Raw genomic sequence first — 24,527 nt, forward strand, 5'->3', positions numbered from 1 at the left:
GCTGCACCCCGGTCGGCGGTCCGCCCCGGTGGGAGGTCGGTCCCACCGGGGCGGCGTCGATCGATCCGCGCGTCACGGCGGCGGTCCGGGAGCGGTCACCGCACGGTCGTCACCGGCGCCCGGCCGGACCCGTTCCCGGCGGACCCGTTCCCGGCAGTCCCGTTCCCCTCGGGCCCGTTCCCCTCGGAACCCGGACCGGACGCCACGCGCAGAACCGGGACCGACGCCGACGCCGACGCCGGAGTCGCGGTCGGGCGCAGCAGCAGGGCGCAGGAGAGCGCGGCCAGCGCGGCGAGCGAGGCGGACACGACGAGGCAGAGCCGCAGGCCGTCGAGGAAGGAGCCGCTCAGGGCGGTCAGGACCGGTCCGGTGGCGGCGTCGAGGTGGAGTCCGGCCACGGCGCCCAGTCCCTGGTCACGGGCGGTGGTGAGGACGAGGTCGCCGGTCTGCGTCGGCACGCCCGCGTCGGTGAGCCGGCCGGGCAGGGCGTCGAGGGCGCGCGTGGTCAGCAGGGCGCCGAGGACGGCGGGGCCCAGGGCGGCGCCGACCTGGCGGAAGGCGTTGTTACCGGCGGCGGCCATGCCGGTCAGGTGGTGGGGGACGGAGGAGACGGCGGAGGCCGTCATCGGGGTGAGCACGGCGCCCAGGCCGAGGCCGAGCAGGACGAGCCGCCAAGCGATCGAGCCGAAGGAGGTGTGGACGTCGAGGTTGGTCAGCGACAGCAGCGCACCCGCCGTCACCACCAGGCCCGTGGTGATCAGGACCCGCGCCGACACCCGGTGCATGAGCCGTCCGACGGGCAGGCCGGCGAGCAGGGAAGCCCCGGTCACCATGACCATCCGCGACGCCGCCTGGATCGTGGTCAGGTGCTGCACCATGCCGAAGTACAGGCTCAGCACGAAGAAGAAGCCGATCAGTCCCAGGAAGCTGATCATGGCGACCAGGGCGGTCGCGGTGAACGCGGGGCTGCGGAACAGCGCCAGGTCGATCATCGGGCCGGCGCTGCGGCGCTCCACCGCGACGAACACGGCCGCACCGACGGCGCCCAGCACCAGGGCCGCCACCACGGCCGGCTCGCCGAAGCCGTTCGCGCCGCCCTCGATGACGCCGTAGACCACCGAGGTGACCGCCACGGCCGCGCTGATCTGACCCGGCCAGTCGAGCCGACGGCCGTGCGGCGCACGCGAGTCCGGCAGCAGGAAGGCGGCGACGACCAGCACGGTCAGCGACACCGGCACGGGCAGCAGGAAGATCCAGCGCCACGCGACGTGCTCCAGCAGCACACCGGCGATCAGCGGCCCCACGGCGAGCGAGGCCAGCAAGGACATCGCCCACAGGCCGATGAACCTCCCCCGCTCCCGGTGGTCGGGGACCGTGTGGCTGATCAGGGCCAGCGTCGTCGGCAGCAGCGAGGCCGCGCCCAGGCCCGAGGCCGCCTGCCCGACCCACAGCCACTGCACCGAGTCCGACGTCAACGACACGGCCGCGCCCAGCGCGCAGAAGAGCATGCCCGCCTGGAAGACCCGCTTGCGGCCGTGCACGTCCCCCCACACGCCGGTGGTCAGGATCAGCGCGGCCATCGGCAGCACGAACGCGTCCGACACCCAGGACAGCTGGGACGTCGAGGTGCCCAGCGCCCGCTGGATCGCCGGCAGGCTCACCGACACGGTGGTCACGGGAAGGTAGGCGACGAAGACGCCCAGGCACGCCATGACGAGCGTGACGGCCCGTCCGGCCCTGGGGTCCTGCATCGTTGCGGAGTTCACGAGGACGTTCCTTCGGCTGCGCAGGGTGCCACTCGGGCACCGGCTGCTGTGTGTGAGCACCGCCGTCCGGCGCGCGCCCGCGGAGCCGCCGACCAGCTTCGCGCCCGGGGGCGAGGAACCCCCAAGTGATCCCGGCCAGTGTCATCAAACCCCCGTCTTGGACTTCCACTGTGTGAGGATTCCCCCATGCCTGATGACCTGGACCGGAAAATCCTCCACGCACTCCACTTCGCCCCGCGGGTGTCCTTCCGCCGCCTGAGCGAGGTCGTCGGATCCTCCGAACAGACCGTGGCCCGCCGCTACAACGCGCTGCGCCGCGACGGAGTGCTCCGGGTCGTCGGACTGAGCAACCCCGCCGCCGACGGCCGGGCCGAATGGATCGCCCGGCTGCACTGCCGCCCCGACGCCGTCGGGCCCCTCGCGGACTCCCTCGCCCGCCGGTCCGAGGTCGCCTACGTCGGCATCGCCTCCGGCGGGTCCGAGATCCTCTGCATCATCCGCTCGCCCGCCGGCACCGCCCGCGACGACGTCCTCCTGCGCCGGCTCCCCAAGGCCGCCTCGGTCCTCGACGTCAGCCTCGACCTGCTCATCCATGCCTACGAGACCCCGGGCACGGCCGGCTGGACCGGCGGCGAAGGTTCCCTCACCGACGAGCAGGTACGGCAACTGGCCGCGGAACGCCCCACCCCCACCGGCCGCCCGCTGCCCCCGACCGACGACGACCTCCCCCTCCTCGCGGCCCTGGCGGAGGACGGACGCGCCTCCCACACCGGCCTCGCCGAGGCCACGGGTTGGTCCAAGGCCCGCGTCGCCCGCCGCCTGGAAGCCCTCGAAGCCGCCGGCTCCCTCGTCTACGACGTCGACACCCTGCCCGAACGCATCGGCTACGAACTCACCGCCACCCTCTGGCTCCAGGTCGACCTGCCCCGGCTCCACCGCATCGGCGAGGAACTCAGCCGGCACCACGAATGCGCCTTCGCCGCCGCCGTCAGCGGCAAGCACAACCTCATGGCCGTCCTCATCTGCAAGGACACCCCGGACTTCTACCGCTACCTCACCGAACGCCTCGCCCGCGTCGAGGGCGTCAACGGCTACGAGATCAGCGTCCGGGTGCGCCGCCTCAAGCAGGCCGCCTCCCTCGTCCACCACGGCCGGCTCGTGCACCCCGCCCTCGCCTGACGCGGGCGCCGACGGGCGCGCCTGCCGGGGCCGCACCGACGGGCGCACCTGCCGAGGCCCTCTCCCCGCCCGGCCGAGCAGCAACGGTCCTCGGGCGCGCGGGCGGAGCGGGCGTGCACCTCAGGTGCCGGGCCCTGATCCGCATTCCTGTCGTGGGCGGGCGGTGTGCCGTCGAGGAGACCGTGGTCGGTGGAGAGGAAATCGCCCGAACCGGTCACGAGCGGTGCTCGGGTGTGCCACTATTGCGCCGATTCTCCGCGACACCTGAGGACTGACATGGGGTCAATTCTTGCAGAGATTCTACGATTTCTGGCGCCGGCCGGAGCGCTCGCAGCCGTGACGGCTGCCGGCTCGGCCTGGCTGCGCGGCGTGGTGCGAGCCCTGTTCCGCAATCCTCACGAGACCACTGTGGTCGTCCGTGGCCCGGACGGTGTCGAGCTCTCGGCGGCCTCCGTGTCGCCGGAGGAGGTCACCTCTCTCCTGCGCCGCCTCGACCAGGAGCCGCCCGAGGAGACGCACGGGGACGCGCGGAAGCCCGAGGCCACGGAGCGTGATTCCCATGAGTGAGGAACTCGCGAAGTCCGCAGCGTCGTCGCATCCCACGACGAGGGACGGCAGGCCGACGGCGGTGGCGCCCAGGAGGAGCAACACCGTCACGATCACCCCGGTGTTCAGGCTCGTGTTCTTCTCGGTCCTGGGTCTCACCGTTGCCAGTCTCGTCACGACGGTGTGGCTCGTCCTCGCCGTGCACGACCCGAACGACCAGGCCAAGTCCCTGGTCGAGAACCTCCTCACGATCGCCAAGCTGGGTGTGGGAGCCATCTTCGGGCTCCTGGGAGGCAAAGCCGTCAAGTAGCCGCCGCGGAGGGCTGCCGATAAAAGGGGAGGCCCGCGGCGGGCGGGCGGACCTATGGTGACCCGATGGCTACCCACACGGACCAGACCCCGCCGCACGATCCGAGGGACGAGACCGCACCCCCCGTCCCGACCAACGCCGTGGGCATGGCCCCGGTGTTCACCGACCCGCTGTGGCGGATACCCGTCCGGCTGAACCCGGTGGAAGTCGAGCTGCTGCGCACCGCACCGCTGCGGCGCCTGCACTTCGTCGCGCACGGCGGGGCGTCGACGATCAGCACCCTGCAGTCGTACACCCGGCTGGAGCACTCCCTCGGCGTCCTCGCGCTGGTCGCGCACTTCCGTCCGGAGGACGAACTGCTGCGGGCCGCCGCGCTGTTGCACGACATCGGCCACCTGCCGCTGAGCCACACCGTCGAAGGCGTCGGTGGCCTCGACCACCACGCGATCGGCTCTCAGCTGCTCCGGGCCGAGCCGATCCGGTCCGTCCTGGCCGGGCACGGGATCGACGCCGGGTCCGTCGCGGAGGTCCTCGGCGGGCAGCCGCTCTCGCCGCTCCTCGGCCGCCCCGGCCTGATGAACCTCGACCATCTCGACTCCTATGTGCGCAGCGGGCGCGCCGCCGGGCGGCTGGACGACGATCCGGCCGCCCTGCTGGCCCGTCTCACGCTGAACGACTCGGTGGTGTCGGCCGACCGTGAGGCTGCCGCGGTACTGGTCGCCCTCGTCCGGGCGGAGGCGCAGCTGCACACCTCCTGGGACAACGTGGGCCCGGTCTCGGTGGTCCGGCGCCTGGCGGCCCGGCTGCTCGACAGCGGCGCGCTCACCCCGGCCCGGCTCGCCCGGATGACCGATGCCGAGCTGTGGTCCGCGTTCGACTCCTGCGAGGCCACCCGGGCGGAGAGCGGCATGCTCCGCTACGAGCCGCACCGCTTGCGGGTCACGGTCGGGCACGCCGACGGGGACGGCACCGGGTGGGGCTACGCGTTGCGCAAGATCTACTGCTCCGCACCGCTCGTACGGGGGCGGCGACTCGACGAGTCCGTGCCCGAGCTGGCGGCCGACCTGGACGCGCTGCGGTTGCTGCCCACCGAGTTCCGCGTCCGCTGGAGCTGAACGCCCGCGGCGCCCGCGGCGTCCTCGCCCTCCTCGGCGTCCTCGGCGTCCTCGTCGTCCTCGTCGACGGGGAGGCCGCGCCCATGGCGTCAGGTCGCCTGCAAGGCCAGCGTGTGCAGCGCCCGCTGCGTGGGCGACCCCGGGTCGGCGGTGATCAGGACGACTTCCTGGTCGTCCTCGGGTACGAGCAGGACGTCGCAGTTCAACCGCAGCAGGCCGACCCGCGGGTGGTCGACGGTCTTGGTGCGGTGGCCCGGTGCGTGGACCGGACGGGTCTGCCAGATCTGGCGGAACTCCTCGCTGCCGGCGTGCAGTTCGGCCAGCAGGGCGATCAGCTGCGGGTCGTGCGGGTAGCGGTCGGCGGCCCGGCGCAGCCGCGCCACGACGATGTGCCCGAACTCCTCGGTGCCGGAGCTCGCGTCCGCCGGCCCCCGGTCCAGGAAGCGGCGCCGGGCCAGGTTCGTCGTCCCGAGCGCGAGGTCGCCGCCGAGCAGCGCCCGGGCCAGGGGGTTCCAGGCGACGACGCCGTAGGCCGCGTCGGTGACGACGGCAGCGGTCTCCGGCAGCCGCTCCAGCATCCGGGCCACGTGCGGGCGGACCCTCCGCACCGCGTCGCCGGCGGGCGGCGCGTTCGATCCCGCCAGCCGGAACAGGTGACTGCGCTCGGCCGGTGTGAGCCGCAGCGTCCGGGCCAGCGCGTCCAGGATCCGGGCCGACGGCCGCGGACCCCGGGCCTGTTCCAGGCGCGTGTAGTAGTCGACCGACATGTGGGCGAGCTCGGCCACCTCCTCGCGGCGCAGGCCCGGCGTGCGGCGGGCGGTGTCCGTCGTCGTCAGCCCGATCTCGTGCGGGCGCAGGCCCGCCCGCCGGTCCCGCAGGAAGCGGGCCAGTTCCTGACGTGCCATGCCGCCTCCGGCCGCTCGGCTGGTACGGACTGTCCCTGGCAGGCGACCCGCCGCCAGGGGACCGTGGTGTCCATGAACGATCGCACAGCTCTGGTCACCGGTGCCAACAAGGGGATCGGCAAGCACATCGCCCGGCTGCTCGCGGCCGAAGGCTTCACCGTGTACGTGGGTGCCCGCGATCCCGGGCGCGGGCGGCGGGCCGTCGAGGAGATCGGTGCCGGTGCGCGGCTGCTGGTCCTCGACGTGACGGACCCCGACGCCGTCGCACGGGCCGCCGCCCAGGTGGACCGCCTGGACGTGCTGGTCAACAACGCCGGCGTCTCACCGTCGCTCGCCCCACCGGCCGAGACCGGTGTCGAGGAGTTCCGGCGCACCTACGAGACCAACGTGTACGGGGTGGTGACGGTGACCAACGCCTTCCTGCCCGCCCTGCGCCGGTCCTCGCACCCGCGCATCGTCAACGTCTCCAGCGGCACCGCGTCGCTCACCTGGAGCACCAACCCCAACCCCCAGTTCACCCCGGGAAGCGGGGGCGCCGCCGCCTACCGCTCCTCCAAGGCCGCCCTCAACGCCCTCACCGTCCTCTACGCCCAGACGCTGGCCGGGGAGGGCTTCAAGGTCAACGCGCTCGCCCCCGGCCTGCGCGCCACCGATCTCAACCCCAGGGCCGCCGCTGCCGGAGGTGACCCGGCCGAGGCCGCCCGGGGTGCTGTCCACCTGGCCCTGCTGCCGGACGACGGCCCCACCGGTGGTTTCTTCTCCTGGGACGGAACACCCGTGCCCTGGTGACCGGTACGGTCTGCCGCCACCGGCAGGGGCGGGTCCCGGTCCACCGGCGGCCCGGGAACGTCTCCCGGGCCGCCGGCCACCACGAGGTGATGTCCGGCGGGGCCGTGGACGTGGGCGAGTCCCACGCGCAGGCGGCGGCCCGGGAGTCGGCCGAGGAGCTGGGCGTCCGCGCGCCGGTCCGCTTCGTGTGCGCGTTCCTGTGCCGGGGGGGGCGGGCCGGGGGGAGGCGATCGGCCCGTACCGGCTCGGCGTGCACGAGGCCGCGATCACGGGCGGGGTGACGCCTGCCCCGGAAGCGGTCGCCTGGCACGGCCGGCTGACGGGAGACGGATACGGAGCTGCGTGCGGCCCTGCGGCAGTGGCGCTCCGTCCCGGAGCGCGCCGCCCGCCGGCGACCCTCTGCCTGCCCGGGGCGACCCACCGCCGGGCGGGCACCGAACGGGTGCTCGCCCGGCGGGCCGTCTGCTGACCGACCGCCGGCCGGACCGCCGGGCCGGAGCGTCCCGACGTCAGCCGCGGGACCGAAGTCGCGGGACCGAGCCCTTGGCTGCGAAGCTCCGGGGCGGCACGGCCGATCTGCGCAGGCAGGTGCCTAGATCGCGGCCCACCCGGTCCAGTTGCCGTTGACGTCACGGACGCGGCTCCAGATGCGGCCGTCGGTGCCGACCGCGCCGACCTCGAAGTTGCCCTGCCCCATGTCCGTGGCGAGGACGCTGACCGGGCCCGTGAAGGTGCCACCGAAGGAGAGCCAGCCGCTCTTGTTGCCGGACTTGTCGGTCCAGCGCGTCCACACGGCGTGGTCGGTGCCGATGACGAACACCTCCTGGCGACCGTCGCGGAAGTAGTAGGTCGCCGTGCCCTCACGGTACGGGCCGCCGCAGAGGTACTTGCCACCCCACACCGGGCTGCTGCACGTGGTCGAGCCGTTGCTGCCGGAACCGCCGCCGCCCAGGTCCGCCGCACTGGCGGGCGTCGCGGCGACGGAGAGTGCGGCGAGCGTGGCCACGGTGGCGGCAACGGCCTTGAGGTGCTTCATGATTGCTCCCGAGGAGAGACGTGGGGACCAGCCGGGGCCGGGCGAACGGGTCGGCCCCTCACCAGTGCTGACGGGGGCGCACCCGGAACGGGTTCACCCGGCCGGCACACGGTCGGGGTCGCCGTCCGCCGGTGGCCCGCGGTGTGGGCGGACGGCCGCTCCGGAGTCCGCCTCGTCGCTCGGGGCCCGTGGCCGTCGGCCGGCGGTGGTCAGGCCGTGGTGGTGAGGTCGCTGCGGTCAGGCCGCGGTGGTGAGGCCGGCCCGTCGGGCTTCGGGGCGGACGGTCTGCGCGGGCAGTCGGCGTTCCAGGTGGAGCAGGAGGCCGGTGCCGACGAGCCCGGCGGCGGCCGGGAAGCCGGCGGCGTCGAGGATCGACCTCACCCCCGAGGGCCGGTCCACCATCGACGGAGCGGTCGCCGCCGGGGCTGGCCGTCCGGCGCCGCGCCGTCGACACCCTCGGCCCCGAGCGCGCCGCCCAGCTCGACGACCTGCTGCGCGACCTGCCGGCCTCCCCGGGGGACTGAACCCGCGACGCCCGGCCCCTCGTGCCCGGCCCCTCGTGCCGGCCCCTCGTGCCCGGCCAGTGGCGCCCGGCCCCTCGTGCCGGCCGCTCGTGCCGGCCAGGGGCGCCCGGTCCGCGGCGGTGGCGCCGCGGGCCGGGCGGACCGGTCGGCTACCTGATCGCAGTAGGCCGACTGGTGGGACCGGTACGCCGGGGCGGAGGCTGGATCCGATCAGGACCGGGCCGCTGGGTGTTCGGCCGTGAGGTGAAGGCAGAAACGCATGTCACGTTGCCTCGACAAGCCGGAGCACGCGTCGAACGCCTCGGGCTCGGGCGATCCGGGCCGTTCGAGCCGGAGGGCCGGCCTGGCTGCGGTGGCGCTGGGCTGCACGGTGCTGGTGGCCGCCGGGTGCAGTTCGTCGGGCACGTCGTCGTCCAGTTCGCCGTCGCGCTCGTTCTCGCCGAACGCGAGTTCGTTCTCGGGTGAGCTGCCCTCCTCGGTCGCCTCGGCCAAGAGTTCGCTGCTGGGCTCGGCCTCGGCGGCCGCGTCCGCGGCGTCGTCCGCCGCCTCCGAGGCCATGGCCTCGCTGTCGGCGGCGGCGTCGGCGTTCGAGGCGTCCGTCTCGGCCCAGGTGGCCGCGGGCCGGGCCGAGGCGCAGGCGGTGCTGGCGAAGACCCAGGGCGCGGGCAACGCCCTGTCGGACGTCACCCTCACCGGCCTGCCCAAGGCTCAGGCCGCGGGCTTCAACGCCGCCCTGGTGACGGTCGTCAACAGCACGAGTTCGACGGCGTCGTACGCGATCAAGGTCGAGTTCCTCGACGAGACCGGCAAGGTGGTGGACACCTCCTACCTGGGGGTCAAGGACCTCGCCCCGGGGGCGAAGGCCACCCCGACCGCGTTCAGCCCGATCGACCGGGACCAGGCGCTGGTTTCCAGGGTCGCCCAGGCCCAGCGCTACTGATCCGCTCGGCTGCGCCCGGGAGCCGTCGGCCGGGCCGGATTCCCCGTCGGGCCGGATTCCCCGTCGGCCGGAGCCCCGGGCCCGGTCTCGCCCGGCGGCCCCGCCCGGCGGCTCCGGCCGACGGCCGTGACCGGGCGGTGCGCCGCTCCGCCGCGACCCGCCGACCCGCCCGTGGTCAGGGCCGGGCCTGGGTGAAGCGGCCGCCGAGGTAGCGGAACTCCGGGTCGTCGGCGGACAGTTCGCCGTGTTCGGCGATCAGGTCGGCGGCGAAGCGCTCGGCGTCGTCCAGCGGCCGGTAGCCGAGCGCCCGGGCCGAGGCGAGGTCCCACCAGGCGCGGGTGTTGCCCGAGATGCCGTAGGCCACGGTGTGCCCGGCGACCGGCCCGGTGAGTGCCGCGTGCACCAGCCGGGCGCAGTCGCCCGGGCTGAGCCAGGTCGCGAGCATCCGGACGCTGCGCGGCTCGGCGGCGAAGGAGCCGATCCGCAGCGAGACCGTCTCGATCCCGTGCCGGTCGGCGTACAGGGAGGCGAGGTTCTCGCCGAAGCACTTGGAGAGCCCGTAGTAGGTGTCGGGCCGCTGTGCGCTGTCCACCGGCACGGCGCTGCCGTCGGCGGGCCGTTCGGTGAAGCCCATCGCGTGGTTGCTGCTGGCGTAGACGATCCGGGGCACGCCCGCGGCCCGGGCGGCGTCGTAGAGCCGGTAGCTGCCCTCGATGTTGGCGGCCAGGATGTCGGCGAACGGTGCCTCCCCCGGGATCCCGGCCAGGTGGACGACGGCCTCGACGCCGTCCATCGCCGCCGCCAGTGCCTCGGGGTCCTGCAGGTCGGCGGTGACCGCGTCGGGTTCGCCGGGCACGGGGAGGCGGTCGAAGCAGCGCAGCCGGTACCCGTAGGCGGGCAGCAGCTCGCGCAGGCTCGTGCCGATGCGGCCGGCGGCACCGGTGAGCAGGACCCGGCGGGGCCGGTCCACCGTCTGTTGCGTCTCCATGGTTCTCGACTCCTCGCGGGTCCATCGAACTGGTGTCGGATTCGGCGTCGAGCGACCCTACCTGACGGGGCGACAGCTCGTGGGGCGCGAGCGCACGGCGAGGGCCCCGGCCGGACCGTCCGGCCGGGCCCCGCGTGGGTGGTTCCCGGCGGTGGTTCCCGGTGGTGGTGTCCGGTGGTGGTTCCCGGTGGTGGTGCCTATGCCTTCCGCGGCTTGCGCCGCTTGCCCCGGCTGCCGTCCGGCCGGTTCCGGTCCTGGGCCGACATCGCCGCGTCGAACTGGGCTTTGCTGGTCAGAGTTCGCGGTTCGGGTACGAGCGTGGTCGCCGTCGATCGCCACGGGACAGCCGAGGCCCAGCCGACCAGAGGCATGGTCTCGTCGTAGTGCGGAGCGAACTGCGCGACGGTGACGACGGGAATCCGGTGGTTCAGGCCGCGGACGTGTTCGAGGAATGCGTCGGGCAGCGATACGTGGTGGGTTTCCACGTAGTGGGGGAAGTCCTGGCGCCAGAGCCATTCCCCGTCGGTCACCAGGGACGAGCATCCCGGAGAGTGCCGGTGGGTGCTGCCGGTGATGACGTCGTGTCCGGCTTCCATGACGTCGATCAGGACGTGGCCTGCGTCCAGGTAGGCGACCAGGTCCATCTCATCCGGCTCTCCGACGGGCCGGACGGCATCGCGGATCGATCCGTTGGGTTGGCCGGAGCGGTTGTCGAGTTCGTCGTAGAAGCCCAGCAATCCCAGCACTGCGTCTCCCTCGATGAGCCGTTCCGCCCTGCCGGCACCGGCAGGTGCGGCCACCGTTGGTCATCGGTGCGTGAAGACGAACGATCACGCGGTGGCCGTAGGTCGCAGCGTAGACGCTGCCCGCCGGCAGGAAGCGTTCGAGGGTCTGATGGACCGCATCGCAGGCCGGTTCGCCCGGGTCGAGCCCGGACGCCGAATACGACACGTGGTGCTGGGAGCCGGAGTACTGACCCGTTCGGTGCTCGATGGCGCCGGTCGTTCCGCCGGATATTCCCCCCTTTTCCCGGGTGTGGCAAAACATCGTCGGCATTCGAGGGCGGGTTCGCCCGTGCGGCAGGCGGGTGCCGGGAGATCGCAATCGGCGATATGCGGAACGGTGGAAATACGTGAAATGCCACGGGGTCCCGTCCGCCATGGATTCCGTTGCAGGGGCATGGCTTCGCCAAGTAAGTCAAGACTTACCTTCGGCGGAGCTTTGACCGTATGGTGTGGCTCGAATCGAAGGAGCCCCTGTTGTCGAAGACGAATGATTCCGCTGTGCGCGTGGTTGACTCGGAGCGGGATTATGTGTCCTCCCTGTACGAGTTGCTCGCCGAACGGCTTTCCGAGGCGCGCGCACATCGGGCGAGTGTGCTCAAGGCCCCGGCGGAAAGCGCCGGTGAGGCATACGAACGAGAAATCGCCGCGGAGCGCCTGGCCAAGGAAATCGGCCGGCTGGAGGGCGCCGAAAGGGGGCTGGTCTTCGGTCGCGTCGACTGGGCGGACGGTACGGCCCTGCGCATCGGGCGGATCGGACTGCAGACGGAGGAGGACGACCTGCCCCTGCTCGTGGACTGGCGCGCGAACGCGGCGCGGCCCTTCTACGAGGCGACACCGGTCCACCCGATGGGCCTGCGGCGGCGCCGGCACCTGCGCATCGAGGAGCGCACGGTCGTCTCGGTGAGCGACGAACTGCTGGACGGGAGCGCCCCGACCGACGAGGACGTCGTGGGGGACGGCCCGTTGACCGAGGCTCTGTCGGCACGGCGTACGGGCAGGATGCACGCGGCCGTCGCGACGCTGCAGGCCGAGCAGGACGAGATCGTCCGCTCCGCCCACCGCGGGGTGACCGTGGTGCAGGGCGGGCCCGGCACCGGCAAGACGGTGGTCGCCCTGCACCGGGCGGCCTATGTCCTGTACGCGTTCCCGCGCGCCGCCGAGGAGGGTGTCCTGGTGGTGGGCCCGAACGCCCGGTTCCTCGACTACATCTCCCAGGTCCTTCCCTCGCTCGGCGAGAACGACGTGGTCCTGGCGACTTGCAGGGAACTGGCCGGGGTGTCCACAGGCGCGGTGGGCCCGTTCGGTGCGGCGCGTCTCAAGGGCAGCTCCGATCTCGCCGACGCCTTGGCGGGCCTGCTGCGCGTCCACCAGGCCCCCGTCGGTGACTTCACCGTGCGGGTCGGACGGGAACTGGTTCGCCTGTCCGGCGAGGAGGTCGCCACGGCACGCGATGCCGCCGTGGCGGCCGTACCGGGGCACAACCCCGCGCGCCGGGTGTTCAAGGAGCTCTTGGTCGACGCCGTCACCGACGCGATGCGACGAGACATGGGTGACCTCCTGGAGCAGATCGACGCCGATGCCGAAAGGATGACGGGCATCAACTTCGACCGGTTCACGGGAGTCGCCCAGCGCCGTGCCGAAGGGGCGGTCGACTCGGGTCCGGTCCACGAGCTGGACCTGGACGCCGTCCGAGCCGATCTCCTCGACGACGCCGGTGTCGACCGGGCGGTCGAGGTGTTGTGGCCGCGGCTGGTACCGGGTGACCTCGTGCAGGCGCTCCTGACGAACGCAGGCGCTCTCGCCGAACTCCTGCCCGGCCTGACCGCGCAGGAGCGGTCCCTTCTGCTGCGCGGTCCGGACGACCCGTGGACCGATGCCGATGTGCCGTTGCTGGACGAGGCGGCGAGCCTGGTCGACGGCCCCCCCGAGCGGACGTACGGGCACGTCGTCGTCGACGAGGCGCAGGAACTGACCGCCATGCAGTGGCGGATGATCGTCCGCCGCTGCCCGTCCCGGGCGATGACGTTGGTGGGTGACTTCGCCCAGGCGGGCCCGGTCGCGACGGCGCGCGACTGGAAGGAGGCGCTGAGCCCCCATGTCGGACCGCGGTTCAAACTGCACGATCTGACCGTCAGCTACCGCACCACGCAGGAGATCCTGGAGGCCGTCCGGGATCTGCTCGCGCGGATCGCTCCGGACCAGAAGCCCACACGGTCACTGCGAAGCGGTGAGAGCCCGCGCACCGTGACCACACCTCCGGACGGGTCGGTCACCGCCGTCGTTCAGGAACTCCGCGCCCAGAGCACCGCGCACCCGGGTGAGCTTCTGGGAGTGATCTGTGCGGACACCAGGGTGAGCGAGCTGACGGCCCAGGGTGTCGCCCACCACGCACGCATCGTGCCGGCGTCCGAAGCGCGCGGTCTGGAGTTCGACGGCGTCGTCGTCATGAACCCCGAGGAGATCATCGCCGCCCGCCCCGGTGGGGAGAGGGACTTGTACGTGGCCCTGACCCGGGCCACCAAGCGCCTCTGCACGATCACCGTCCACCCCGCCTGACGGTTCGGCGCCCGCGTCGTCGCCGCGCGACGTTGCGTTGGCGTGTCTGCTGCGCCGTGGTTCCCGGCGTCGTCGCCACGGCCGGACCGGGTGCCGGTGAGCACGGGCGAGCCGGTGGGGTGGGGTTCTCGCCGAGGGGCCGGACGGCCTACCGGCCGGCGCCGTCCGGGGGCCGGGCGGGCGGGGGGACACGCAGTACCGGGAGTGCGCAGAGCGCGGCTGCCGTGGTGGCGCACACGGCGGCCATGGCGAGGACCGTCCAGGTCGACGGGGCACGGGCGATGCCCGCACCGATGCCGCTCAGCTCACCCTGCCGGTCGATGAGCCGGCGGACGAGCGGGATGGCGACGGCCGAGCCGACGGCGACGGTGATCAGGGCGATGGTTGTCCCGCGGACGGCGAGTACGACGGCGGACTGGCCCGGGGTGAGGCCGATCGCCCTGAGCAGACCGAGGTCCCGGCGGCGTTCGTGGAAGCCGGCGGTGGCTGTGGTGAGCAGGTCGACCAGGCCGATGAGGGCGAGGACGAGGAGGAGACCGACGACGCTGGCCCGCAGGGCGCCGGGCCTGGTGACCGGGCCGGTGGGGAGGCGGATCTCCGTCCGCCCGGCGAGGCCGACGCGGGCGGGGAGGTCGCGCTGAACGGCGGCCGGGTCCTGGCCGGGGCGCAGGGTCAGTTGCCAGAAGTCGGGGTGGGTGGGGTCGCCGGGCCGGTCCAGGGTGTCGAAGCCGGTGGACAGGACGCGGCCGCCGTGTTCGGGTTCGAGATTCCGTCCGACGATGTGCAGGATGCGGGGGGTGTTCCCGGTGGTGAGCCGCACCCACTGGCCGACCCGGGCGCCGAGCAGGTCGAGGGCGCCCTGTCCGGCGACCGCCTCGTCCGTGGCGCGGATGGTCCGGCCCTCGACGACGGTGTACGGGTACGGCGCGTCGGTGGTGCCGACGGCGCGCAGGGTGAGTGTCGCGGACTGGCCGGGCGCGAGGGCCTGCATCTCCGCGCCCGGGTAGGCGCCGCTCACGGCGGCGTCGGCCGCCAGGGCGGCGGCGAGCTGCCCGTCGCCGGGCGTCTGGTCGGGGGTGGTCCGGCGGGCGGTGACGGACGGGACGGTGGCGCCGTGATCGGGCCGGGTGACGGCGTCGAGGGTCGCCCAGGTGCTCAGGGCCAGGGTGGCGGCGACGACCGGGACGGTCAGGCGCAGTGCGCTGCCGACCAGGTCCGAGCGTCGGCGCAGGATGCTGCCGAGGCCGAACGCGAGGGCCGGGGGCAGCCGCCGGAGCGGGCCGAGCCGGACCGGCCGTGCCGTCATGGCGGGTGGCCGGGTGCCGTCGGTCGGCGGGACGGGGGCGACCCGGGAGGCCCGCAGTGCGGGCAGTGCCGCGGCGGCCCCGACGGCGAGGAGCGCGGCCGCGGCGACGGCGACGGTGGTCGCCGTGCCGCCGGGGACGAGTCCGTGGAGCGCGTCGGTTCCGCCGCCGAGGGCCGGGACGGTGTGGACGGCGATCGCGGCACCGCCGGCGCCGAGCAGGACTCCGGCGCCGGCCAGCAGGAGTTGCCCGGCGATGAACATCCAGGCGACCTGGCCGGCGGTGAAGCCGACCGCCTTGAGGAGGGCGATGTCGCCCGTCCTCGCCCTGATCCGCCCGCCTGCGGCGCCGGCCACCGCGAGGGCGGCGGCGAGCAGCGCGGCGAGTCCGCTGAGTCCGAGGAGCAGGCCGGCCAGCCGGTCGTCCTGTTGCCGCGCGTCCCGCGCGTCCAGCCAGGTGGTGATGCGGGAGACGCGCCCGGCGCCGAGGACGCTGACCACCCGCTGGGCCGTGTACGCGGCGTCGGAGGGGCGGGCCAGGCGAAGGCCGAGGGTGAGGCCCTGGGCCGCTTGGTCCGGCTGGATCAGGTCGAGGGTGGCGGGCGACGCCCAGCCGAGGTCGTAGCCCGCGGCTTGGCTGGGCAGCTGGTCGGGGCTGTCGGCGATGCCGAGGACCCGGAGTTCGACGGCCGCGCCGCGGCTGTCGAGGACGGTGAGGTGGTCGCCGGGGTGGGCCCAGGCGGCGTCGGCCGCGGACTGTTCGAGCACGATGCCGCGGGTGTCGGCGGGGACGAGCCAGGTGCCGGAGCGAAGGAGTGGGCGGGCCGCTCCCGGGGTGTCCCCGCGCAGCACGAGGGTGGTGCGGCCGGGCGGGCCGGTGGTGGCCGCGCCGTCGGCTCGTCGGCCGACCAGTGTGGTCTCGGCGGTGTGCTGGGGCGGTGAGACGGAGAGTACGCCGGGTTCGCGGGCGAGCACGGCGGCCGAGGGTTCGTCGGCGTTGCCCCGGGCGGTCGTCGGCGGGCGCAGGTCGATCCGGACGTCGGGTGAGCCGGCGGCCCGGAACTGCCGCTGCCACGGGTCGGCGGCGGCGCCGAGCAGCGTGCCGGCGAGCAGGAGGGCGGCGGCGGTGCCGCCGGTGGCGAGGACGATCAGAAGCGCGTGGATGCGGTGCGAGCGCAGGTCGGCGCGGATCCAGCGGAGGAGGGCGCGCACCGGCTCACCTGCCGAAATCGATGACGTCACGGACCCCGACGGCGCGCCGCGCGGCCGGGGGTTCCTCGACCCGGGCGTCGTCGGCGATCCGGCCGTCGAAGAGGCTGACGACGCGGTCGGCGGTGCTGGCCGCCCGCGCGTCGTGGGTGACCAGCACGATGGTGGTGCCCTGTTCGTGGTAGCGGCTGAGCAGGGCGAGGACGTCGCGGGTGCTCCGGCTGTCGAGGTTCCCGGTGGGTTCGTCGGCGAGGAGCAGCTGCGGCCGGTTGACCAGCGCGCGGGCCAGGGCGACCCGCTGGCGCTCACCGCCCGAGAGCTCGCCGGGCCCGGCGGTGGCCTTGTGGGCGAGGCCGAGGTCTTCGAGGAGTTCCTCGCGGCGTTCGCGGGCGGTGCGGCCGGACATGCCCGCGAGCAGCGCGGTCAGTTCGATGTTGTCGGCGACGGAGAAGTCGGGGAGCAGGTTGCCGCTCTGGAAGACCATTCCGTAGTGCCGGCGGCGCAGGCGTGCCCAGGCGGACTCCCGCAGGCGGTCCACGCGGCGGCCTTCGAGCCACAGTTCGCCCTCGTCGGGCCGCAGCAGTCCGGCGAGGAGGTGCAGCAGGGTGGACTTGCCGGCGCCCGAGGGGCCGGTGACGGCGACGAACTCGCCCCGGTCGATCCGCAGGCTGATGCCCCGGACGGCGGGTATCACGGTCGAGCCGCTCAGGTGCGAACGCACCACGGAGTCGGCGGTCAGCAGCGGCGGTGTCGATGGCGGTGTCGGCTCCGAGCCGGTCACGTGAGCTCCTCCTGGCAACGCTCCAGCCAGTCGAGGTCGGCCTGCAGGTGCAGGACCGCGCCCTCGATCAGCAGCAGCGAGGTCCGGTTGCCGCGCTCGGTGGCGGCCAGCTTGTTGAGTCCGCGCATCATGTTGATGCAGTGCCGACGCTGGTTGTTGATCAGCGTCAACTGGTCGGCGAGGTCGATGCCTTCGGCCAGGATCAGCTTCATGAAGAACTCGTCCCTGACCCGGGGGCCCTCGGTGGGCGCCTCGAACCAGCCGGAGAGTTCCTCGGTGCCCTTCTCCGTGATCTCGTAGACCTTCTTGTCCGGCCTGCCCTCCTGCGTCACCTCGGTGCCGCGGATCAGTCCGGACTTCTCCAGTCGGCTCAGGGTCACGTAGATCTGGCCGATGTTCGGCTGAGGGTACGCCGCGCCGAAGGTCTGCTCAAGCCCCTGCTTGAGTTCGTACCCGTAGGCGGGCTGCCGGGCCAGCAGCGCCAGCAGCTGATGGCGCACCGGGCGTCACCTCTTCCTTGTCGTCCCTGTTCGCTGGTTACACCTCGGTCACACAGTACGGGCAGGTGGGCCCCCACCAGCAGGGAGGCCGTATAAAGGGACGTACCCCGGCGCCCACCCGTGCCGGCGGATCGAAGGAGCTCCATGGACGACCGGCCGCCCACCGGCCCCGACGCGGGTCGTCGGCGCGTGGTGCGCGCGCTGGTGGGCGGGACGGCGGTGCTCGCGGCCGGGGGCGGGTCCGCCTGGTACGGCCTGGCGGGCGGAGCGCAGCCGTCGGGCGATCCGGACGGTGTCGGGCCGGTCACGCTGGCGACCGGCCGGGACACCACCCGCTACCTGCGCGGGCTGCTGGCCGACTGGAACGCCGAGCACCCGGACCAGCCCGCCGAACTGGTGGAGCTGCCCGAGGCGGCCGACGAGGTGCACGCCCAACTCGCCGGGGAGCTGTCGGCCGGCGGCAGCCGCTTCGACGTGCTCAACCTCGACGTGGTGTGGACGGCCGAGTTCGCGGCCAGGCGCTGGACCGTGCCGCTGGACGAGTCGGACTTCGCACTGGACAGCTTCCTGCCACCGGTCGTGCGCACGGGCCGCTACGACGGGCGGCTGTACGCGGTGCCGTTCGTCGCCAACGCCGCTCTGCTGTACTACCGCAGCGACGTGCTGGACGCCGCCGGTGAGCGACCGCCGAGCACCTGGGCCGACTTGGCACGGCAGGCACGGACCCTGGCGCCCGCGCACGGGCTGTCCGGGTACGCGGGGCAACTGAGCCCGTACGAGGGCCTCTCCGTCAACGCCCTGGAGGCGATCCGCTCGGCCGGCGGGGAGTTGCTCGCCGGCGACGGGACGGTCGTCGTCGACAGCCCGCAGGCCAGGGCCGGTTTGGAGTTCCTGGCCGGGGGCGTGCGCGAGGGCTGGATCCCGCCCGAGGTGCTCGGCTACCAGGAGGAGGAGTCCCGCGCGGCGTTCGGCCGGGGTGGCCTGCTCTTCCTGCGGAACTGGCCGTACGTCTACCACGAGGTCGGCGCGGCCGGTTCCCCGGTGGAGGGACGGTTCGGTGTGGTGCCGCTGCCGGGACCGCACGGCCCGGGCAGCGGCGTGCTGGGGGGCTCGGGGCTTGCGGTGAGCCGGTTCTCCCGGCGCCAGCGCACCGCGCGGGCACTGATCGCCTACCTGACGAGTCGCCGGGCACAGTACCGCGTGCTGACCGACGGCGGGCTGCCACCGGTCTGGGCCGACCTCTACGCGGAGCCGGATCTGACGGCCCGCTTCCCCTACCTGCCCGTGTTGCGCACGGCGATCCTGGCGGCGGGGGCGCGCCCCGCCGTCCCGCAGTACCAGCAGCTGAGCCTCGCGTTCAGCGAGACGGCGTTCGAGGTCGTGTCGGGCCGTCGGAGCGCCGAGGCGGCGCTGCCGAGGCTGGCCGCCGACCTGCGCGTCGTCGTCGGCTGAGCCGACGCCGACGACGGCCCGGGGGCGTGCAGCCCCTGCCGCGCGAGGACCCCTACCCGCGAGTACCTAACACGTATCTAGGCATGGCCCGGTGCGTCGTCCCGTAACTTCTGGAAAACTCCCTCAAACAAGGGCTTAACAGCGTCCGCATCTGCCTGCTATACCTAACGCGAATGCATAACCGTTGGAGTAGCGAGATGCACAACCCCACCCTCCCCGACGGCGACGCGGTCACCCTGCCGCGCGCTCGTCCGCACACCCCCACCACCCCCACCACCACCGCCGCCCGTACCTGGTGGCGCGACGCGGTGATCTACCAGATCTACGTGCGCAGCTTCCGTGACACCGACGGCGACGGCGTCGGCGACCTCGCCGGCGTCCGTGAACAGCTGCACCACGTGCGGCAGCTGGGCGCCGACGGCGTCTGGCTCAACCCGTTCTACGTCTCGCCCCAGCACGACCACGGCTACGACATCGCCGACCACTGCGCCGTCGACCCGGTCTACGGCGACCTCGCCGAGTTCGACCGCCTGGTGGCGGACTGCGGACTGCTCGGTCTCAAGCTGGTCCTGGACGTCGTCCCCAACCACTGCTCACGTGACCACCCGTGGTTCCGGAAGGCCCTGGCCAACGGTCCCGGCAGTCCCGAGCGGGCGCGGTTCCACTTCGCCGACGGGTGCGGCCGGGACGGGGAACTCCCGCCCAACAACTGGCGGGCCATGTTCGGCGGCCCGGCCTGGAGCCGGGTCACCGAGGCCGACGGCCGGCCCGGCCAGTGGTACCTCCACCTGTTCACCCCGGAGCAACCCGACTTCAACTGGCGCAACCCCGACGTCGCCGCCCACTTCGAGGAGGTGCTGCGGTTCTGGCTCGACCGCGGCGTCGACGGCTTCCGGATCGACGTGGCGGCCGGTCTGTACAAGCACCCGGAACTGCCGGACTCGCCCGACCCGGACGTGGACGAGCGCACCCGCGACTCGGTCAACCCGTTGGCCTGGAACCAGCCGGAGGTGCACGGGGTCTGGCGGCGGTGGCGCGCGGTCTGCGAGGAGTACACCGTCCGCGACGGCCGCGAGCGACTGCTGGTCGGCGAGGCCTCCGTGCCCACGCCAGCCGAGCAGGCACTGTACGTGCGGCCCGACGAACTGCACCAGGCCTTCTTCTTCCACCTGCTGCACGCGCCGTGGGACCCCGCGCACTTCCACCGGGTCATCGACGACGCCGTGCGGGACATCACCGCCACCGGGTCGACCGTCACCTGGGTGCTCAACAACCACGACCAGGTCCGCACGGTGAGCCGGTTCGCGGGGGACGACCCGGCCTCCGGCCCCGCCCGGGCCACGGCCGCCGCCCTGCTGATGCTGGCCCTGCCGGGAGCCGCCTACATCTACCAGGGCGAGGAACTCGGCCTGCCCGAAGTCCTCGACCTGCCCGACGAGTCGATCACCGACCCGATCTTCCGCCGGACCGGCAGCCGCACCGGGATCCGCGACGGCTGCCGGATACCGCTGCCCTGGTCGGGCAGCGAACCCCCGTTCGGGTTCAGCCCGCCGGACACCCCGGTCGGCCCCTGGCTCCCGCAGCCGGACTCCTTCGCCGCCCACACGGCCGAACGGCAACGGGCCGACGGCGGATCCGTCTACCACCTGTACCGCACCGCCCTCCAACTGCGCCGTGAACTCCCGCAACTCGGGGAGGGCACGCTGCGATGGCTGGAGACCCCGCCCGGGGTCCTCGCGTTCGTCCGCGGCGAGGGCCTGGTGTGCGCCGTCAACTTCGGCGACACCCCCGCGCCGGCTCCGGTCCTCGGCCCGCCCCTGCTGGCCAGCGGCCCGTGCGCCGACGGCGTCCTGCCGCCCGCCACCGCCGCCTGGTGGATCGACCACTGCGCCGCCGGCCCCAACTGACCGTCCACCGCACCACGAAGCCCCGAACCCGCACCCGCCTCACGGAAGAGGACTCGACGATGAGACTCCGTAGCGCTCTCCCCACCCTGGCCGCGTCCGTCGTGCTGGCCGCCACCGCCACCGCCTGCGGCAGCGGGGGAGGCGGCACCGCCGCCGACTCCACCACCCAGGAACTCAAGGGCCAGACCCTGACCGTCGCCGCCGTGTGGAGCGGCACCGAGCAGGAGAACTTCAAGAAGGTGCTGGACGCCTTCACGGCCAGGACCGGCGCCACCGTCAGCTACACCTCCACCGGTGACAACCTCTCCACCGTGGTCGGCAGCAAGATCGAGGGTGGTGACCCGATGGACGTGGTCATGGTCGCCCAGCCCGGCGTGATCAAGCAGTTCGCCGACAAGGGCTGGCTGGCGCCGCTCGCACCCGCCGTCACCGACGCCGCGAAGAAGAACTACGCCGGCATCTGGTCCGGCCTCGGCACCGTCAACGGCACGCAGTACGGCCTCTACTTCAAGGCCGCCGACAAGTCGACCGTCTGGTACAGCCCCGCCGCCTTCCAGAACGCCGGCGTCCAGCCCCCGACCACCTTCGACGACCTGCTGAACGTCGGCCGGACGCTCTCCGACTCCGGCACTCCGGCGTTCGCCATCGGCGGCCAGGCCGGCTGGACCCTGACCGACTGGTTCGAGAACGTCTACCTCTCCCAGGCCGGACCCGAGCTCTACGACAAGCTCACCCGGCACGAGATCCCGTGGACCGACCCGTCGGTCATCAAGGCCCTGACCACGCTCGGCAAGGTCTTCGGTGACAGGCAACTCGTCGCCGGTGGCGGGCAGGGCGCCCTGCAGACCGACTTCCCCACGTCCGTCCAGCAGGTCTTCGGAGCACAGCCCAAGGCCGCCATGACCCACGAAGGCGACTTCGTGGGCGGTGTCATCACCTCCGAACTGAAGAAGCAGGTCGGCACCGACGCCAAGGTGTTCCCCTTCCCCGCCGTGGACGGCGGCAAGGCCCCCGTCATGGGCGCGGGCGACGCGGCCGTCGTCCTCAAGGGCGCCAAGCACCCCGAAGCCGCGCAGAAGTTCGTCGAGTTCCTGGCCGGCCCCGAGGCCGCGACCGTCTGGGCCAAGGCCGGCGGCTTCATCTCGCCCAACAAGGCCGTCGACCCCTCCGTCTACCCCGACGACACCACCCGGCAGTTCGCCAAGTCGGTGATCGACGCCGGCGACACCTTCCGCTTCGACATGTCGGACCAGGCCCCCGCCGCGTTCGGAGGAACCGCGGGCCAGGGCGAGTGGAAGGACCTCCAGGACTTCCTCGCCGACCCCTCCGACGTCCAGGGCGCCGCCGCCAGGCTCGAAGCCGACGCGGCCAAGGCCTACAAGGGCTGATCCACCATGTCCCTGCGCTCACCCCGCAGCGGCCGGGCATCCGGTGTCGCCCTCCGGCGCCACCGGGGCCTCGCCCTGCTCTTCGTCCTGCCCGCCCTGTTGCTGCTCGGCGCCCTCGTCGTCTACCCCATCGGCTACTCGGTGGCCCGCAGCCTCTTCGACGCCTCCGGCCACCGCTTCGTCGGACTCGACAACTACGGCACCGCCTTCACCGACCACGCCACCCTCACCGCCGTGCGCAACAACGCGATCTGGGTCGCCGTCGCCCCGGCCCTGGTGACCGCCGTCGGTCTGGTGTTCGCGGTGCTCACCGAGAAGATCCGCTGGGCCACCGCGTTCAAGCTGCTCGTCTTCATGCCGATGGCGATCTCCTTCCTCGCCGCCGGGATCATCTTCCGCACGGTGTACGACGCGGACCCGCACCGCGGCGTGCTCAACGCCGCCGCGGTCGCCGTCCACGACACCTTCGACGACCGGCCGACCTACCCCGGCGCCCACCCGCGCCCCGGCACCGGCCTCGACCAGGCCCAGGGCGGCGACGTCACGGCACCCACCAGCACGCGCGTCGTGCTGCTGCCGCTCGTCGGCGTGCAACCCGGAGCGCTCCCGGCCACCGCCCTGACGGCCCAGGAGCCGGCCGGCGGCGACGGGGTCAGCGGCACGGTGTTCCTCGACTTCGTCCCGGGCGGCGGCGGCCACCCCGGCCGACTGGAAGCCGGGAAGAAGGGCCTGCCCGGCATCACCGTCCAACTCCGGGACGGAGGGAGGACGGTCGGCACCACCACCACCGCCGCCGACGGAACCTTCCGGTTCGGCGCGGCCCCGTCCGCCACCACCTCGGTCGTGATGCCGGCCGCGAACTTCGCCGCCCCCTACCGCGGCATCGACTGGCTCGGCCCCGCGTTCATCACCCCGGCCATCATCGGCGCCTACATCTGGATCTGGGCCGGCTTCGCCATGGTCATCATCGCCGGGGGCCTCGCCAACCTGCCCCGCGAGACCATCGAGGCGGCCAGGATCGACGGCGCCGGCGAATGGCAGATCTTCCGCCGCATCACCGTGCCCCAACTCGCCCCGGTCCTCGGCGTCGTGTTCATCACCATGGTCATCAACGTGATGAAGATCTTCGACCTGGTGTACATCATCGCGCCCGGACCGGTGCAGCAGGACGCGAGCGTCCTGGCGCTCCGGCTCTACCTGGTCTCCTTCGGCGGCGGCAACGACCAGGGCCTCGGCAGCGCGCTCAGCATCCTGCTGCTGCTCCTCGTCGTGCCGGTGATGCTTCTCAACGTCCGACGCTTCCGAGGGAGCCGCACATGACCACCACCCAGGCGGCTCCGTCCGCCCCCGGCACCACCGCGCCCGCACCGGCGCCCGGCGGCCGGCCCGCCCTGCCGCTCACCACCCGGCTCGCCGCCCTCACCCGAAGCGGCCTCGTCCAGGCCGTGCTGACCGTGGCCGCCGTCGCCTGGCTGGTGCCCACCGTCGGCCTGCTGGTCTCCTCGCTGCGCCCCAAGCAGGTCGCCGCCACCGGAGGCTGGTGGACGGCGCTGACCGACCCCGCCCAGCTCACCCTGCAGAACTACACCGCGCTGCTCGGCGGCGGAGACGTCCCCAAGGCGCTGTGGAACACCGTGCTCATCAGCGTCCCGGCGACCCTGCTGACCGTCGCCCTCGCCGCGGGCGCCGGCTACGCCTTCGCCTGGATGCGCTTCCCCGGCCGGGACGCGGTCTTCCTCGGCGTCGTCGGCCTGCTGGTCGTCCCCGTCCAGGTCGGGCTCATCCCGGTCGCCAAACTCGAAGGCGCCGTAGGGCTGTTCGGCACCATCCCCGGCGTCGTGCTGTTCCACGTCGGCTACGGGCTCCCGTTCGCCGTGTTCCTGATGCGCAACCACTTCCTGGAGATCCCCGCCGAACTCCTGGAAGCCGCGCGGATGGACGGCTGCGGGGAGTGGCGGATCTTCCGCACCCTCGCCCTGCCGCTCGCCGCACCGGCCGTCGCCTCGCTGTGCATCTTCCAGTTCCTCTGGGTCTGGAACGACATGCTGGTCGCGCTGATCTTCGCCGGCAACGACTCGCAGCCGCTGACCGTCTACCTGCAGTCCCAGATGCGGCAGTTCGGCAGCAACATGGACGTCCTCGCACCCGGTGCGTTCCTGTCCCTGCTGGTCCCCGTGGGCGTGTTCCTCTGCTTCCAGCGGTTCTTCATCCAGGGAGCGATGGCCGGATCCGTGAAGTGACACCGGCGGGGACGGCAACGACAGCGACCGCCCCGGCGAGGTGGCACTCACCGGCACCCCGCCGGTCGTCGCCCCGACCCCGAGGCCCCCTCGCCGCCGCCCCCGGTGCCCCGGCGCCCGCCGCCGTCCCGCCTGCGACCTTCACCCACGCACCCGAGGTGTCGCCGCACCTGCGGCGTCCTGGTCGGGAAGGTGTTGCCGTCGCCGACCTCGATCAGGATCCGGGCGCCGGTCCTGACACCGATGCCCGGCATCGATGTCAGGACCTTGGAAAGAGGGTGAGCCTCCAGCAGTTCCTCGATCCGCCC

General features: G+C 73.2%; 23 protein-coding genes and 1 pseudogene. 13 read left to right on the plus strand and 11 right to left on the minus strand.

The window, feature by feature from the left end; translation table 11 throughout:
• Positions 1–95: 95 nt before the first annotated feature.
• A complete protein-coding gene (locus tag ACFV0O_RS00135; protein ID WP_380335345.1) occupies positions 96–1,751 on the minus strand; it encodes an MFS transporter in 1,656 nt (551 codons plus the stop codon).
• Between the two features lie 201 nt (positions 1,752–1,952).
• Here ACFV0O_RS00135 and ACFV0O_RS00140 point away from each other — a divergent pair, with 201 nt between their 5' ends.
• The 4 genes from ACFV0O_RS00140 to ACFV0O_RS00155 all read left to right on the plus strand — a co-directional run bounded on the left by ACFV0O_RS00140 (position 1,953) and on the right by ACFV0O_RS00155 (position 4,916).
• On the plus strand, positions 1,953–2,945 hold the full coding sequence (locus ACFV0O_RS00140) for an Lrp/AsnC family transcriptional regulator (protein ID WP_380334057.1): 993 nt from the start codon (positions 1,953–1,955) through the stop codon (positions 2,943–2,945).
• 336 nt (positions 2,946–3,281) lie between these two features.
• Positions 3,282–3,512 (plus strand): hypothetical protein, encoded by a 231-nt coding sequence (locus ACFV0O_RS00145; RefSeq protein ID WP_380334059.1) that lies wholly within the window; start codon positions 3,282–3,284, stop codon positions 3,510–3,512.
• Positions 3,505–3,801 (plus strand): hypothetical protein, encoded by a 297-nt coding sequence (locus ACFV0O_RS00150; RefSeq protein ID WP_380334062.1) that lies wholly within the window; start codon positions 3,505–3,507, stop codon positions 3,799–3,801. Before ACFV0O_RS00145 ends, ACFV0O_RS00150 begins: the two co-directional genes overlap by 8 nt.
• 65 nt (positions 3,802–3,866) lie before the next feature.
• On the plus strand, positions 3,867–4,916 hold the full coding sequence (locus ACFV0O_RS00155; RefSeq protein WP_380334065.1) for an HD domain-containing protein: 1,050 nt from the start codon (positions 3,867–3,869) through the stop codon (positions 4,914–4,916).
• 89 nt (positions 4,917–5,005) lie between these two features.
• Here ACFV0O_RS00155 and ACFV0O_RS00160 read toward each other — a convergent pair whose 3' ends face one another.
• Complete coding sequence (locus tag ACFV0O_RS00160; RefSeq protein ID WP_380334067.1) at positions 5,006–5,821, minus strand: helix-turn-helix transcriptional regulator; 816 nt, start codon at positions 5,819–5,821, stop codon at positions 5,006–5,008.
• A 72-nt stretch (positions 5,822–5,893) separates the two neighbouring features.
• Between ACFV0O_RS00160 and ACFV0O_RS00165 the strand changes: the two genes are divergently transcribed.
• Positions 5,894–6,610, plus strand: coding sequence for an SDR family oxidoreductase (locus ACFV0O_RS00165; RefSeq protein WP_380334070.1), 717 nt, complete (start codon positions 5,894–5,896; stop codon positions 6,608–6,610).
• The gene (locus tag ACFV0O_RS00170; RefSeq protein ID WP_380334073.1) at positions 6,607–6,891 is read left to right on the plus strand and encodes an NUDIX domain-containing protein; all 285 of its coding nucleotides are present in this window, start codon (positions 6,607–6,609) and stop codon (positions 6,889–6,891) included. The genes ACFV0O_RS00165 and ACFV0O_RS00170 overlap by 4 nt, the downstream gene beginning before the upstream one ends.
• Before the next feature lie 311 nt (positions 6,892–7,202).
• Here ACFV0O_RS00170 and ACFV0O_RS00175 read toward each other — a convergent pair whose 3' ends face one another.
• The 3 genes from ACFV0O_RS00175 to ACFV0O_RS00185 form a co-directional block, all read right to left on the minus strand.
• A complete protein-coding gene (locus ACFV0O_RS00175) occupies positions 7,203–7,646 on the minus strand; it encodes a hypothetical protein (RefSeq protein ID WP_380334075.1) in 444 nt (147 codons plus the stop codon).
• Between the two features lie 237 nt (positions 7,647–7,883).
• A complete protein-coding gene (locus tag ACFV0O_RS00180) occupies positions 7,884–8,027 on the minus strand; it encodes a hypothetical protein (RefSeq protein ID WP_380334077.1) in 144 nt (47 codons plus the stop codon).
• Between the two features lie 353 nt (positions 8,028–8,380).
• Complete coding sequence (locus ACFV0O_RS00185; protein ID WP_380334080.1) at positions 8,381–8,728, minus strand: hypothetical protein; 348 nt, start codon at positions 8,726–8,728, stop codon at positions 8,381–8,383.
• Here ACFV0O_RS00185 and ACFV0O_RS00190 point away from each other — a divergent pair.
• A complete protein-coding gene (locus ACFV0O_RS00190; RefSeq protein ID WP_380334082.1) occupies positions 8,727–9,110 on the plus strand; it encodes a hypothetical protein in 384 nt (127 codons plus the stop codon). The two genes, ACFV0O_RS00185 and ACFV0O_RS00190, sit on opposite strands and share 2 nt — an antisense overlap.
• 175 nt (positions 9,111–9,285) lie before the next feature.
• Here ACFV0O_RS00190 and ACFV0O_RS00195 read toward each other — a convergent pair whose 3' ends face one another.
• Both ACFV0O_RS00195 and ACFV0O_RS00200 read right to left on the minus strand, forming a co-directional pair.
• On the minus strand, positions 9,286–10,080 hold the full coding sequence (locus tag ACFV0O_RS00195) for an NAD-dependent epimerase/dehydratase family protein (RefSeq protein ID WP_380335348.1): 795 nt from the start codon (positions 10,078–10,080) through the stop codon (positions 9,286–9,288).
• Between the two features lie 215 nt (positions 10,081–10,295).
• Positions 10,296–10,844 carry a hypothetical protein gene (locus ACFV0O_RS00200; RefSeq protein ID WP_380334085.1) on the minus strand — a complete coding sequence of 183 codons (549 nt, stop codon included), beginning with the start codon at positions 10,842–10,844 and terminating at the stop codon, positions 10,296–10,298.
• Between the two features lie 567 nt (positions 10,845–11,411).
• Between ACFV0O_RS00200 and ACFV0O_RS00205 the strand changes: the two genes are divergently transcribed.
• Positions 11,412–13,439, plus strand: a complete 2,028-nt coding sequence (locus tag ACFV0O_RS00205; protein WP_380335351.1) for a HelD family protein — start codon at positions 11,412–11,414, stop codon at positions 13,437–13,439.
• 148 nt (positions 13,440–13,587) lie between these two features.
• Here the strand turns inward: ACFV0O_RS00205 and ACFV0O_RS00210 are convergent, their stop codons facing one another.
• Genes ACFV0O_RS00210 through ACFV0O_RS00220 form a run of 3 tightly spaced genes read right to left on the minus strand, consistent with a single transcriptional unit; the run spans position 13,588 to position 17,232 of the window.
• Positions 13,588–15,954 (minus strand): FtsX-like permease family protein, encoded by a 2,367-nt coding sequence (locus tag ACFV0O_RS00210; RefSeq protein ID WP_380334087.1) that lies wholly within the window; start codon positions 15,952–15,954, stop codon positions 13,588–13,590.
• A 4-nt stretch (positions 15,955–15,958) separates the two neighbouring features.
• Positions 15,959–16,732, minus strand: coding sequence for an ABC transporter ATP-binding protein (locus ACFV0O_RS00215; RefSeq protein WP_380334090.1), 774 nt, complete (start codon positions 16,730–16,732; stop codon positions 15,959–15,961).
• Entirely contained in the window at positions 16,729–17,232 is a 504-nt protein-coding gene (locus ACFV0O_RS00220) for a PadR family transcriptional regulator (protein WP_360266625.1), read from the minus strand. Before ACFV0O_RS00220 ends, ACFV0O_RS00215 begins: the two co-directional genes overlap by 4 nt.
• A gap of 144 nt (positions 17,233–17,376) precedes the next feature.
• Between ACFV0O_RS00220 and ACFV0O_RS00225 the strand changes: the two genes are divergently transcribed.
• From ACFV0O_RS00225 to ACFV0O_RS00245, 5 genes are all read left to right on the plus strand, one after another.
• Positions 17,377–18,684, plus strand: coding sequence for an ABC transporter substrate-binding protein (locus ACFV0O_RS00225; RefSeq protein ID WP_380334093.1), 1,308 nt, complete (start codon positions 17,377–17,379; stop codon positions 18,682–18,684).
• Positions 18,685–18,881: 197 nt separating this feature from the next.
• Positions 18,882–20,591, plus strand: coding sequence for a glycoside hydrolase family 13 protein (locus ACFV0O_RS00230; RefSeq protein ID WP_380334096.1), 1,710 nt, complete (start codon positions 18,882–18,884; stop codon positions 20,589–20,591).
• A 59-nt stretch (positions 20,592–20,650) separates the two neighbouring features.
• Positions 20,651–21,979: an ABC transporter substrate-binding protein gene (locus ACFV0O_RS00235; protein ID WP_380334099.1), complete on the plus strand. Its 1,329-nt coding sequence runs from the start codon at positions 20,651–20,653 to the stop codon at positions 21,977–21,979.
• 6 nt (positions 21,980–21,985) lie between these two features.
• Positions 21,986–23,299 (plus strand): carbohydrate ABC transporter permease, encoded by a 1,314-nt coding sequence (locus ACFV0O_RS00240; RefSeq protein WP_380334101.1) that lies wholly within the window; start codon positions 21,986–21,988, stop codon positions 23,297–23,299.
• Entirely contained in the window at positions 23,296–24,219 is a 924-nt protein-coding gene (locus ACFV0O_RS00245) for a carbohydrate ABC transporter permease (protein ID WP_380334103.1), read from the plus strand. The genes ACFV0O_RS00240 and ACFV0O_RS00245 overlap by 4 nt, the downstream gene beginning before the upstream one ends.
• Positions 24,220–24,407: 188 nt before the next feature.
• Here the strand turns inward: ACFV0O_RS00245 and ACFV0O_RS00250 are convergent.
• A pseudogene (locus ACFV0O_RS00250) lies at positions 24,408–24,509 on the minus strand (transposase); the annotation flags it as partial.
• Positions 24,510–24,527: the final 18 nt, after the last annotated feature.

The sequence above is a fragment of the Kitasatospora sp. NPDC059577 genome (assembly GCF_042735475.1).
Taxonomy (GTDB): domain Bacteria; phylum Actinomycetota; class Actinomycetes; order Streptomycetales; family Streptomycetaceae; genus Kitasatospora.